Source organism: Pontibacter russatus (genome assembly GCF_009931655.1).
Lineage (GTDB): Bacteria > Bacteroidota > Bacteroidia > Cytophagales > Hymenobacteraceae > Pontibacter > Pontibacter russatus.
This window is the reverse complement of record NZ_CP047984.1, coordinates 3908118-3920259: the sequence shown is the minus strand read 5'-3', so window position 1 is coordinate 3920259 and position 12142 is coordinate 3908118. Positions and strand designations below refer to the sequence as shown.

Below are 12142 nucleotides of genomic sequence, written 5' to 3'. Positions count from 1 at the left end.
TGCTATATATGAATCGCCTGCCTCCGAAACGGGGCAGGCGATTCATATATAGGCCAGCGTAAAATTTATTTTGGCGCCTCCCCCTCCGCAAACCTGCTCATTGCCTATCTTCACTCCCCGGAACTATATGTAACCCGTAGCACCAATCATCACGAACCTATGAAAAACTTATTCCCCTGGATACTGGCGGGCCTTTTCCTTTTCCTGGCCCTGTATTTTTACTGGCAGCAGAATGAGGCAGAAAGCCGCCTGGCCATTGCCGACAGGCAAATCGAAGAAATGAACGAGGAACTGTCTCAGAAAGCAGAGTCTGTGGATTCGCTGGAGGAAATGGTGCCGCCGCCCGACACGATGGAGCTGGTGCCACCGGGCGGTGCCGCCTTCGTGGACGAGCTGGGCTCGCTGAGCGAGTCGGATATACAGCGCCTGAAGCGCGAGGGGCTGCAGAACCCGGAAACGGACCTGCTGAACGACCTGAACCGCAAGCAAAGCAGGCTGATTCCGGTGGAGGGCACCATGGGCGGCACCATGACCATCCGCGACAGCCGCATCCTGAACGACCGCTACGCCATGGCCTACTACGAAGACGGCCACAACGGTGGCTATATGCTGCTGAAGTACACTGTCAACAACGGCAACATCAACTGGACCGTGGTAGACAACTCGCGCCTGTAAAGGATATATAAGGCGGCTGAATTATATATGGCTAGGTAAGTTGTATACAGATTAACCGCTGACAAACATTTTCCGCATCTGACCGCTACCACACGGGTGAAGGGCTACCGGAACAACAGGCACAACATTTGAGTAACAGAAAGGAAACTATATATAGCTTATGCTGACTTCCCTTTCTGCCTTGCTTCCGCTGCTGCTCCCCTACCTGCTGGCTACTGCGCTGCACCTGCAGCAGGACCTCGAAAAAGACATCGCCCTGCTCACCAAAGACAGCCGCTACTTTATCAGCGACAACAGCACGCAGACGCCCTCGGTGCAGACAGTGGCCAGCGACCTGCAACTCTTTCAGCTGGCCGCCAGCCTCGATTTGTCTAATGCCACCCACAGCAGCGAAATTATCGGAGAACACCGGGTGGATATATGGCAGTTTGAGCAGGGAGACATCCGCGCCATCTATCAGATCGAAAGCAACATCCAGCTGGACACCGTCATCACGCAGCGCTACCTCGACAACCGCACGCCCACGCAGCAACGCATCACCAACGACTTCACCTTCCGGACCTATATCGTTTCCACGGACGCGGAACCAGCCAAACTTTTTTACCTGACGGAGGCGGCGCAGGGCCTGCTGGCGTACCGGCTGGGCGAGAAAGAGGTAGCGATAAATTATGCTGAAAAGAAAGAAGGCCTGACCGATGTGCTGCCGGGATATATGAACGAGGTGCAGCGCCTTATAGGCGAAAACGGGACGGTAAAATAACCGGCATATATAAATCCCGCCGCTTCAGGCTCCTTTTATATATAGAACATCCGGGGCCTCCCCCTGAATGAGAGCGGCCACGGATGTTTTGAGAATACAGAAATCAGTTACAGCGCGGCCAGCGTTTGCTCGATGGCGCTGATGCGGGCCTCGGCGTCGGCTTTCTTCTTGCGCTCGGCGGTGATGACTGCTTCCGGCGCGCCGTTCACAAAGCGCTCGTTGCTCAGCTTTTTATCCACGGAGGCCAGGAAACCCCTGGTGTACTCCAGCTCCTTTGTCAGGCGCTCGCGCTCGGCGGCCACGTCAATGCTGCCCTCCATCGGGATGAAGAACTCGTCGCTGCCCACGATAAAGCTTATCGCACCGCCTTCCAGGTTCTCCTCCACAAACTGCACCTCGTGCAGGTTCGCCAGTTTCCGCAGGATGGGCAGGAAAGCCATATAATTCTCCTGGCTGGCCACTTTCATATATAAATCGAGCGGCTTGTTGTTCGGGATGTTCTTGGAGTTGCGGATGTTGCGCACAGCGCCCACCACCTGCAGCACGTGCTCCATTTTCTGGATGATGTCCTTGTCAAACTTGTCCTTCTTCGGCCAGGCCGCCACAATCAGGTACTCTTTCTGCGAGCGTTTTTTCAGCTCGTGCCATATCTCCTCTGTGATAAAAGGCATGAACGGGTGCAGCACTTTCAGCACGTCTTCCAGCAGCCGCACGGTCTCCTCCACTGTGCGCTTGTCGATCGGCTGTTGGTAGGCTGGCTTTATCATCTCGAGGTAGTTGGAGCAGAAATCGTCCCACACCAGTTTATATATGGCCAGCAGCGCATCCGAGATGCGGAACTTGCTGAAATGGTCCTCGATCTGCACAAAGGCCTCGTTGAAGCGCGACTCGAACCAGCTGATGGCGGTTTCGTTCGGGCACGGCAGGCGCTCGTCTATCTCCCAGCCTTTTATCAAACGGAAGGCGTTCCATATCTTGTTGGTGAAGTTACGGCCCTGCTCCACCAGCTTCTCGTCATAGAGCAGGTCGTTTCCGGCCGGTGAGCTGAACAGCATACCCGCGCGCACGCCGTCCGCGCCAAACTGCTCGATCAGGTCCAGCGGGTCCGGCGAGTTGCCCAGCGACTTCGACATTTTGCGGCCCTGCGCGTCGCGCACAATGCCTGTCAGGTACACGTTCTTGAACGGCATCTCCTTCCGGAACTCATACCCCGCCATGATCATGCGCGCCACCCAGAAGAAAAGAATCTCCGGTGCCGTCACCAGGTCGTTGGTGGGGTAGTAATAGAGGATGTCCTTGTTGTCCGGGTCTTTGAACCCGTCGAACACCGAGATAGGCCACAGCCACGACGAAAACCACGTGTCGAGCACGTCCTCGTCCTGGCGCAGGTCTGCCAGTTGCAACTGGTCATTCCCGCTTTCGCTGCGCGCCAGTTCCAATGCCTCCTCAGCCGTGGTGGCCACTACAAAGGCCCCATCGGGCAGGTAGAACGCCGGAATGCGCTGCCCCCACCACAGCTGCCGCGAGATGCACCAGTCGCGGATGTTCTCCATCCAGGCGCGGTACATGTTCTTGAACTTCGGCGGGTACAGGCGGATGTCGTCGTTCAGCACGGCCTCCAGGGCAGGCGCCGCCATGGCATCCATCTTGCAGAACCACTGCATCGACAGGCGCGGCTCAATCACGGCGCCGGTGCGCTCCGACGTCTGCAGCACGCTCTGGTACTCCTCCACCTTCACCAGCAGATCCGCTTCCTGCAAATCTTTCACAATGTTGCGGCGGGCGGCGAAACGGTCCTGCCCCACATATAGCCTGGCGTGCTCGTTCAGGGTGCCGTCGTTGTTGAGAATATCAATGGTGGGCAGCCGGTGCTTCTGCCCCAGTTCGTAGTCGTTCAGGTCGTGGGCGGGCGTTACCTTCAGGGCCCCGGTTCCGAAGTCGATGGAAACGTATTCGTCCAGGATAACCGGGATCTCCCTGCCCAGCAGGGGGATGCGCACACTTTTGCCGTGCAGGTATGTGTAGCGGCTGTCGTTCGGGTTCACGGCCACGGCCACGTCGGCCATGATGGTCTCGGGGCGGGAGGTGGCCACAGTTATATAGGTCGGCTCTGAGGCTGCGCCGTCCACCACCTCGTACTGCAGGTGGTACATCTTGGCCATCGTCTCCTTCGGCAGCACTTCCTCGTCAGACAGCGCCGTGCCACCCTGCGGGTCCCAGTTCACCATGCGCACGCCTCTATATATAAGCCCCTTGCGGTACAGGTCCACGAACACCTCGATCACAGCGGCGCTCATATCGTCCTCCATCGTGAAGCGGGTGCGGTCCCAGTCGCAGGAGGCTCCGAGTTTCTTCAGCTGATCCAGAATAATGCCGCCGTACTTTTCTTTCCACTCCCAGGCGTAGGCCAGAAACTCCTCGCGCGTCAGGTCTTTCTTGCTGATGCCACGCTCTTTCAGCATCGCCACCACCTTGGCCTCGGTGGCGATGGAGGCGTGGTCGGTGCCGGGCACCCAGCAGGCTTCCTTGCCCTGCATGCGCGCGCGCCGGATCAGCACGTCCTGGATGGTGTTGTTGAGCATATGGCCCATGTGCAGCACGCCCGTCACGTTGGGCGGCGGAATCACGATGGAATAGGGTTCTTTGTTGGGATTCGGCTCGGAGCGGAAGAAGCCGCGCTGCATCCAGCTGTCATACCACTTCTGCTCTACTTCTCGGGGGTTATATTTGGTTGAGATCGACATCGTACAAGGCTATTTGGATGGTAAAATTAGCAATTTATTGTGGATTGTCAGGGGCTGGTTGTTGTCTGCATCAGGATTTTCAGGATTCAGGATTATATATCCACTAACCTCTTCATGAGCCTACAGCGCTTAGTCAGCTAAGCTAATTGTAAATCAAACAGGGCGCTCCCGGCAGTTATATACCTGAAAATCCTGCTCATCTGTTAATCCTAGAAGTCCTGATTCGGACAACAAAAAAGCCTGCGGTGAGGCAGGCTTTTCAACTCAATAGGGCAACAGCTTAGCTGGCCTGGTGCAGCCAGTCTTTCTTTGCCAGCAGTTCTTCCTCTGTCTCGCGGTAGTCGGGGTCGTCCACGCAGCAGTCCACGGGGCAAACGGCGGCACACTGCGGCTCCTCGTGGAAGCCCATGCACTCGGTGCATTTATCTGACACGATGTAGTAAAACTCGTCTGAGATGGGCGGCTGCGGCGCATCGCCTGGGATAATCTCGCCCCCGTCGATTTCCACTTCCTTCAGTTCAGTGCCCCCGCCCCACGTCCATTCCATGCCACCCTCGTATATGGCAGTGTTAGGGCATTCCGGCTCGCAGGCACCGCAGTTTATGCACTCATCGGTTATCATTATAGCCATAGTCGTATCTCCTGTATATATTTTTTTACTTTTGTATATCTTCTTTTATTTATCCACAAAATTAGGAACATTACGCCTCCTTATCAAATAATTTTTTAACCCACGCGCTTGCCATGACTTTAGAAAACAGGATTGAAGCTTTTGCAAAACTCGGAAAGCAACTGCAGAGACTAACCCCGGAAGAACGGCAGGAGTGGGCGCAGGCGGCCATGTCGCGCAACACCTGGTTTACAGAGGAAAACGTTTCCAAGGCCCTGGACGGCATTATCCTGATGCTGGACGAGCGCTACCTCCGTGAGTGGCTTTACCCCTATCACCTCAAACAGGTTACACCTAAAAAGGTTGGCGTGGTAATGGCGGGCAACATCCCGATGGTGGGTTTCCACGATTTTCTGGCGGTGCTGCTGAGCGGGCACTACCTGCTGGCGAAGCCCAGCACAGCCGACGAACCGCTAATGAAGCGCCTTGCAGACATGCTGGTGGGCATTGAGCCCGCCTTCGCCAACCAGTTTGAGTTTGTACATCTGCTGAAAGAGGCCGATGCCATCATCGCCACCGGCTCCGACAACACCGCCCGCTATTTTGAGTACTACTTCGCCAAACGGCCGCACATCATCCGCAAGAACCGCAGCAGCGTCGGCATCCTGACGGGCCACGAGGAAAAGGATGACCTGCAGGCACTCGGGGAGGATACATTCCGCTATTATGGCCTTGGCTGCCGCAACGTGTCGAAGGTGCTGGTGCCGGAGGGTTATACGTTTGACAAGTTTTTCGAGGCGAACGCCCACCGCAAGAACCTGCTGGACCACCACAAATACCAGAACAACTACGACTACAATAAATCCATCCTGCTCGTGAACCGCGTGCCGCACTTCGACAACGGGTTTATGCTGGTGCAGCAGAGCCAGGGGCTGGTGTCGCCCATCTCCGTGCTGTTCTACGACACCTTTGCCTCGCTAACCGACCTGCGGCACAAGTTGAACGCCATCAAAGACAAAACGCAGGTGGTGGTGTCGGCGCACGGCTGGCTGGAGGGGAGCATTCCGCTTGGTGAGGCGCAGCGCCCGATGGTGTGGGATTACGCTGATGGCGTGGATACGCTGAACTTCCTGCAGAAGCTGTAAAAAAGATTATTCAAGCATACCTTTAGTAAATGTATTTTACGTTTACTATATTGAAACAGTGTTTGAACACTCAGCATAAGGTTTACATGATAACAACAACAAACCCCGTCCCCCTGGTGGAGAAAGAAGAAATCCCGTCTTTCCACTTCAGCAAGCATGACATATTAACGGACCCCGAGGCGCGGAAGAAGCGCATGTGGGACCTGAACCGCGCCACCTCCCTCGGAAATGTCTACCACGGGAAAGTAGAGATAACGTTTCAGACGGCAGAGGGCGAACGCAAGCGCGTGGATACCACGGTGTGGGCCGTGGACGAAAAATACATGACGCTGAAGGCGGGATGCTCCATTCCGATCACCTCCATCATCGGGATTGAGTTCTTTTAGCCGGAAGCAGCGGTAAATAGCTTCTGTATTTTTTTCAGATTTTAAGCTGTTTGCCATCGATATATAAATAGCCACAGCTTACCGGACGCTTCTTTTCCGGTAAGCTGTGGCTATTTATATATCGATATACCTCAGCGCCAAACCGGCGACACTTACACCCGCTCCAGCACCTTTAAAATCAGGTCGTCAATCACTTCGTCGGCATTGGCGGCAAAGGTCTTGGAGATACGGTTGGCCACAATGGCATTCAGGGATAGCACCTCATGGTCCAGCAGGCGGCCCAGGCTGTAATAACCGGCCGTCTCCATCTCGAAGTTGGTAAATTTGTAGTCGTTCAGGCGGAAGTTGCGGTAGGTTTGCAGTAAATCCGGGTGGCGCAGCCCTGCCCGCAGCACGCGGCCCTGCGGGGCGTAAAAGCCGGGGCAGGTGAGCGTGTTCCCCGGAATCATATCGTAGGCCACCTTTTTAATGAGGCTGTCGGACCCCGAAACGCAGTAGGGCCTGAAGCTGAGCCCCAGCGCCTCCTGCAACGCGCTGCCTATATATAGCTCGTCCTCGCGCTGCTCCAGCGGGTAAAACTCCATCAGCGAATCCAGTCCGACGGCGGTGTGTGAGGCCAGGTGGCTGCCCAGCGGCACCGTGTCCTGCAGCGCGCCGGAAGTGCCCACGCGTATAATCCGCAGCCTGATTTTGTCCTCGTTCGGTTCCCGCGACTGGAAATCGATATTCACGAGGGCATCCAGTTCGTTCATCAGGATGTCGATGTTGTCGGTGCCCATGCCGGTGGAGATCACCGTCAGGCGCTTGCCTTTGTAGTAGCCGGTGTGGGTGATAAACTCCCGCTTCTCCACCGCCACTTCTATCTCACCAAAGTACCTGCTTACCCTCGCTACCCGGTCTGGATCCCCTACTGTGATGATGGTGTCCGAGATGTGCTCCGGCAGCAGGTTGAGGTGGTAGATGGTCCCGTTCGGGTTGATGATCAGTTCTGATTCCGGAATGACAGCCATGGTTTTTGTTGCTAAAAATATTGATGGTTATCTACCACCCCTACCCCTCCTTATACCTCACCCCAACCCTCTCCTTTTATCAAGGCCCCTACCCCCAAAACAGGAGAGGGAGCTCATATATACTGAAGGCACTGCTTCAATTTTTGAAACATGCATCCTATATAGAAAGAGAAGGAAATAGCCATAGAACGTATGCTTCTTCTGAACTAAAAACAGACTCCCCTCCTTAGACAAGGGGGCAGGGGTGGTTGGAAACGCTAACGTCTATATAAACGAAAAGCGTACACCCACAGGCACACGCTTTTCCTATATTCTTCTGGAGTGCTTAAACCTGTACGTCGGATTTCTTGCGGCGGTTAAATCCTTTCAACGGATTATAGCCGTTCGTCTCCTTCTGGTAGTAACCGGTGCCGTCGTAGGGGCGTTTCTGCGGGTGCTCCTTGCACTCCGGGGAGCAGGCGCCGTCCAGTTCCCAGCCGCACTTTTCGCAGATGGGCACGTGCAGGTTGCAGACCGGGTTGGCGCAGTTCACCATGCGGTCGCTTTTGGTGCCGCACACGTGGCACTCTGACACGACAGTCGGGTTTACCTTGTTCACCTCCACGGCCACCCGGTTGTCGAACACGTAGCACTTGCCCTCGAAATCCTCGCCGCCCGCCTCCATGCCGTACTTGATGATGCCGCCGTGCAGCTGGTACACGTTCTCGAAGCCCTGCTCCAGCAGGAAAGCGCTCGCTTTCTCGCACTTGATGCCGCCAGTGCAGTAGGTCAGTATCTTCTTGTCTTTGTATTTCTCCTTCAGTTCTCCCACCTTCTCCGGAAACTCGCGGAAGTTCTCGATGTCCAGCGTCACGGCATTTTTGAAACGGCCCACGCTGTGCTCATAATCCGAGCGCACATCCAGCACCACCACATCCTCGCGGTCTTTCATATCCCTGAACTCTTTCGGCGACAGGTGTACGCCCGTGCGCACGTTCGGGTCCACGTGCAGCAGGCCGGAGTGTACAATCTCGGCTTTGGTGCGCACATGCAATTTCGTGAACGCGTGCGTCTCCGACTCGTCTACCTTGAAATCGGTTTTGGCGAAGCGCGGGTCGGCTCTCATGGCCTGCATATACTGCTCGCAGTTTTCCTTCAGCCCCGACACGGTGCCGTTCAAGCCCTCGTTGGAGACGATAATGCGGCCGAGCATGTTCAGCTCCAGGCACAGCAGGTGGTGTTCCTCCCGGTATGTCTCCGGGTCTGCTATTGGCGAGTAGCAGTAGTAAAGCAGGATGTGATAGGGTTTGCTCATAACGGCTTAGTTTCAGCTAAGTGTTAGTTTTGATTGTTGGTTGTTTGTAGTTGGATGTTGATTGTCTATTGTTGATTGTTAAATGCCTATATGGTTAAATTGCTGTATTGAACTTCAAATTCATATCGTTCAACAACTAACAACCAGCAATACACAATTTTACAACAAATTTAGCTGATGCGCTTCGGCTTCAAAATGACGTTCATCAGTTTTACAACGCAACAGCTTTTGCCGACAGAAAAGTTTACTTTACAGGCGCAGCCGGGTTACCGAATACCGTGGCTTTGGCCGGGACGTCAGCCACTACCACCGAACCAGCCCCCACCCGGGCATTCTTGCCAATCTTCACGCCAGACACGACCACGGCACCAGAGCCGATGAAAGCGCCTTCTTCCACCACCACTTCGGAATTGATGATGGCGCCAGCCCCGATCTGGGCATAATCGCCGATTTCCGCTTTCGCATCGACTAGAGCCCTCGACTGAATCAGGCAGTAGTTGCCGATTTTAGCGTTGTTGTTCACGATCGCCCCGGCGCCAATCAGGTTGCCGTGCCCCAGCCAGGCATGCTCCGACACTGCGCTGAAGCGGTGGATGGCATTCACCGGCACTACCTTGTACTCCTCTTTCAGCATTTTGATGATGCCTTTGCGGGCGGCTGTGTCCTCCACGGCCACAAACACGTCGCACTTGTTGCCTATCAGTTTCAGGAACTCGTTGTCTTCCGTGCTGCTCATCACCGACACGTTGTTCACCTCCTCCTGCCGGAGTTTGCTGTTGTCGTCGAGGAAGCAGTACACCATCACACTGTTGCTGTTAAAGGCATCTAACGCGGCAGTGCCCAGTTGCTGGGCACCTAATATGATAACGGGATTTTGCATAGCTACAGCTTCATTAGCCCGCAAAGGTACACATTTGTAAGGGAGATTGAAAGCGCCTGCTACAGCCCCACCCGCCGCAGCAGGCGCTGTGCGAACCGGTTCTGGAGCAGCAAATACACCAGGAAGGGCAGGAACACGATTCGGTAACGGCTGAGTGAGCCGAAGTTGGGGGTGGTCAACCCCACTATGCCGCCAAGCAGCAGCACCAGCAGGAGCAGCAGCACATGCAGCACCTCGATTTTGATACCCGTATTTTTAAATAAAGAGGCAGCCGCCATCCCCGTTAAAAGCAACAGCAGCAGGTTCTCCAGCCCAATCAGTATATATAATGGCTCCCAGGCCTCGCCTATAAATGGCCGGTATATGGCACTCAGCAAAGCCTCCGGAAAATGCACCACCATGCTTTTGATGGTTGGCTCCAGATTCTCCAGCACCATATGCGGGCCGTGCAGCGAGCGCTCCAGCAAAGCATTATAGTTGTGTGCGCTCTGCTCCAGGAGAAAGGCCACGGGCAGGAATTTCTGCAGCATATATACCAGCACCAGACCGCTTGCACAAGTAAAGCCATATATAGCCAGCTGTGCCGATGGCCGCCGCAGCGCCGGAATAACGGTTGCCCCTCTTTTAACGAGGATATATAAAAGCAGCAGCGGCAGCGTGACGGCGGCAAAGAACAGTTTGATTTTGACGAAGATATACAATAGAACGGGCAGCAGGAGTATTTGCCAGAAGGAGACGCGATACCCATGCGCGACATCCAACGCAAAAGCGATTACCCAGCACATGCTTCCAAACATCAGCGCGTCTTTCGACAAACCGGCGCTCCAAAACACTACTGACGGGAAGAAAAGAAAAGCCACCACGCCTGCATTCGGCACTTTGCCCGGTGCCTGCATCAGCACGGCAGCCAACCGGCCTACGCCCCAGAAGCTGAAAAGGGATATATAAAAAGCGTTGAGATAATAAGAACTGAACGTCAGAAAGTTAAGCACACTCAGCAGTTTGATAAAGTAAAAAGAGTTAGAGAACCCGGGAAAGCTGCTAAACGGTATGGTAGCCCTGAAAGCCTCGCTCTCGAACTCGTTCAGGAACAGGAGCCGGAGGTAAGCCGCAGGGTTGCCCACTGCATAGTCTGAGAGGGTGATCGAGGCATAATGGTAGGTTGTGGTGTCGCCGCTCTGGTAATAATAGGTATACAACCACCCCAGCAGCACCCCGCACACCATCTTGAAAAGGAGCGCGGGAAAAAAGAAGGGTTTGATTGCCTGTGCCCACTGCTGCCGCCGCATTCCCCACACCAGCGCCCCGAGCAGCAGCAGGTTCAGCATATACACCAGCAGACTCACGCGGCGGAGCTGTTTTGTTTCATAATCTTGTGGCCGATGGCGCAGCGCAGGCAGTTCACCGGTGCGCAATAATGCTTATATAGCCCCAGCGCCGCCTGGTTGTCGGCGGCGGATTTGGCCTGCCAGCCCAGTTCCTCGTACAGGCGCGTGATTTTGTTGCTCCCCTCGCGGAGTTGTCCCAGTAAGGCGATAGCCTTTTCTATATAGGCCCGATCATCGGTATATAAGCCATAAGCAGTCAGTAAGGGCGCCGCCACGTTGATGATGAGGTTGTGTACGCTGCTCTTCCCAATGCCTTGCTGCAAGGCTTTGGCGGATTTGCCGAAGTGGTAGTGTTGCCGCCAGTAAGCGGAGACAGGGGCTTTGAACAGCATCTCAAACTGTTTTACAGTATCTGCTGCGAGGAGCTTTGAGAAGAAAGCCTGTTGCCCGTGCAACACAGCCGCCAGTTGGGCCAGCCGCACCGTTGGGAAATTGGCGGGGCGCATGCGCAGGAATTTCCATATAGGGCGCGGCACCGGCTGCAGCGTGTATTTGTGGCGCAGGAAGGCATACTCCTTCTGTAGCTGCGCTTTATATATGTCCGCTGATTCATCTAAAAAACCTGCCTGCCCAAACAGCAATGCTTCCAGTTGCGGGAGATTGTGCTGGTGCCGCCGCACCACCGGCAGCGGCAAAGCCTTCGCCAGCTGTTCAAAGCCCTGCTGGTTTGTTTTGAAGCCGAAGCCGCGCAGCAGGGTGTGGTAAGCGGTTTGTTCCCAATCGTTGCTGTAGCTGCGGAAGGTTTGCAGCACCTCCTGCCCTTTGGCCTCCAGCCGCTCCACCAGGGCCCGTTCCAGCATCAGCGCCTTCGTCACTTCCGGCACCGTGGGCCAGAAGGCGGCGCAGGGCACGGCGCTTTTGGCCTGCAGCAAGCGCTGGTAGGTGTGTCCCAGCGAGAGGTCCACGCGGCCCTGCAGGCTGAGCACAGGCACCAGGGTACCGTCCATCCGGCGGACTGGGGCGTCCGCCTCCCATACCACATGCAGCACCACCTGGTCGTATGTCGGGTCGTGCTGGTGCTGGTGGCGATGCCAATCCGAGGCTTTCAGATGCACCTCCACACTCCCCGACCACTCCACCTCCCCTATCCGCAGCAGCGCCTCCTGAAAGTCTGGCCCGGCGTCGGTATTGTAAAACCCGACGCGCAGCACCTGCAACGGCTCCCCGGCGGTAGTAGCCAGGGCCGCTTTATGGTAGTACTGGTGCTGCCAGATGTAGTGCAGGAAGTCCTCTTTCACTTGGGTGTTGTG

11 protein-coding genes are annotated in these 12142 nt (G+C 55.4%); 4 read left to right on the top strand and 7 right to left on the bottom strand.

The window, feature by feature from the left end:
* Positions 1-159 precede the first annotated feature (159 nt).
* Both GSQ62_RS16330 and GSQ62_RS16325 read left to right on the top strand, forming a co-directional pair.
* Entirely contained in the window at positions 160-675 is a 516-nt protein-coding gene (locus GSQ62_RS16330; RefSeq protein ID WP_161890499.1) for a hypothetical protein, read from the top strand.
* Positions 676-835: 160 nt separating this feature from the next.
* Positions 836-1435: a hypothetical protein gene (locus tag GSQ62_RS16325; protein WP_161890498.1), complete on the top strand. Its 600-nt coding sequence runs from the start codon at positions 836-838 to the stop codon at positions 1433-1435.
* Between the two features lie 107 nt (positions 1436-1542).
* On the opposite strand, the gene GSQ62_RS16320 is transcribed toward GSQ62_RS16325, so the two are convergent.
* Positions 1543-4179 carry a valine--tRNA ligase gene (locus GSQ62_RS16320; RefSeq protein WP_161890497.1) on the bottom strand — a complete coding sequence of 879 codons (2637 nt, stop codon included), beginning with the start codon at positions 4177-4179 and terminating at the stop codon, positions 1543-1545.
* Positions 4180-4459: 280 nt separating this feature from the next.
* On the bottom strand, positions 4460-4810 hold the full coding sequence (locus GSQ62_RS16315; protein WP_161890496.1) for a 4Fe-4S dicluster domain-containing protein: 351 nt from the start codon (positions 4808-4810) through the stop codon (positions 4460-4462).
* Positions 4811-4923: 113 nt separating this feature from the next.
* Here GSQ62_RS16315 and GSQ62_RS16310 point away from each other — a divergent pair, with 113 nt between their 5' ends.
* Both GSQ62_RS16310 and GSQ62_RS16305 read left to right on the top strand, forming a co-directional pair.
* Positions 4924-5934 (top strand): acyl-CoA reductase, encoded by a 1011-nt coding sequence (locus tag GSQ62_RS16310; RefSeq protein ID WP_161890495.1) that lies wholly within the window; start codon positions 4924-4926, stop codon positions 5932-5934.
* Between the two features lie 86 nt (positions 5935-6020).
* Positions 6021-6320 carry a hypothetical protein gene (locus GSQ62_RS16305; RefSeq protein WP_161890494.1) on the top strand — a complete coding sequence of 100 codons (300 nt, stop codon included), beginning with the start codon at positions 6021-6023 and terminating at the stop codon, positions 6318-6320.
* A gap of 152 nt (positions 6321-6472) precedes the next feature.
* Here GSQ62_RS16305 and GSQ62_RS16300 read toward each other — a convergent pair whose 3' ends face one another.
* The 5 genes from GSQ62_RS16300 to GSQ62_RS16280 form a co-directional block, all read right to left on the bottom strand.
* Positions 6473-7330, bottom strand: a complete 858-nt coding sequence (locus GSQ62_RS16300; RefSeq protein WP_161890493.1) for a nucleoside phosphorylase — start codon at positions 7328-7330, stop codon at positions 6473-6475.
* A gap of 325 nt (positions 7331-7655) precedes the next feature.
* Complete coding sequence (gene trhO / locus GSQ62_RS16295; protein ID WP_161890492.1) at positions 7656-8624, bottom strand: oxygen-dependent tRNA uridine(34) hydroxylase TrhO; 969 nt, start codon at positions 8622-8624, stop codon at positions 7656-7658.
* Positions 8625-8868: 244 nt separating this feature from the next.
* Positions 8869-9504, bottom strand: coding sequence for a NeuD/PglB/VioB family sugar acetyltransferase (locus tag GSQ62_RS16290; protein WP_161890491.1), 636 nt, complete (start codon positions 9502-9504; stop codon positions 8869-8871).
* A 59-nt stretch (positions 9505-9563) separates the two neighbouring features.
* Positions 9564-10850 (bottom strand): hypothetical protein, encoded by a 1287-nt coding sequence (locus GSQ62_RS16285; RefSeq protein WP_161890490.1) that lies wholly within the window; start codon positions 10848-10850, stop codon positions 9564-9566.
* Complete coding sequence (locus GSQ62_RS16280) at positions 10847-12130, bottom strand: DUF2851 family protein (RefSeq protein WP_161890489.1); 1284 nt, start codon at positions 12128-12130, stop codon at positions 10847-10849. Before GSQ62_RS16280 ends, GSQ62_RS16285 begins: the two co-directional genes overlap by 4 nt.
* Between the last annotated feature and the right edge of the window lie 12 nt (positions 12131-12142).

Bases quoted from the DNA above. Each gene is read 5' to 3' on its own strand.
- GSQ62_RS16325 (WP_161890498.1), top strand. From the start codon at position 836: ATGCTGACTTCCCTTTCTGCCTTGCTTCCGCTGCTGCTCCCCTACCTG.
- GSQ62_RS16310 (WP_161890495.1), top strand. From the start codon at position 4,924: ATGACTTTAGAAAACAGGATTGAAGCTTTTGCAAAACTCGGAAAGCAA.
- GSQ62_RS16320 (WP_161890497.1), bottom strand. From the start codon at position 4,179: ATGTCGATCTCAACCAAATATAACCCCCGAGAAGTAGAGCAGAAGTGG.
- GSQ62_RS16290 (WP_161890491.1), bottom strand. From the start codon at position 9,504: ATGCAAAATCCCGTTATCATATTAGGTGCCCAGCAACTGGGCACTGCC.
- GSQ62_RS16300 (WP_161890493.1), bottom strand. From the start codon at position 7,330: ATGGCTGTCATTCCGGAATCAGAACTGATCATCAACCCGAACGGGACC.
- GSQ62_RS16330 (WP_161890499.1), top strand. From the start codon at position 160: ATGAAAAACTTATTCCCCTGGATACTGGCGGGCCTTTTCCTTTTCCTG.
- GSQ62_RS16315 (WP_161890496.1), bottom strand. From the start codon at position 4,810: ATGGCTATAATGATAACCGATGAGTGCATAAACTGCGGTGCCTGCGAG.
- trhO (WP_161890492.1), bottom strand. From the start codon at position 8,624: ATGAGCAAACCCTATCACATCCTGCTTTACTACTGCTACTCGCCAATA.
- GSQ62_RS16305 (WP_161890494.1), top strand. From the start codon at position 6,021: ATGATAACAACAACAAACCCCGTCCCCCTGGTGGAGAAAGAAGAAATC.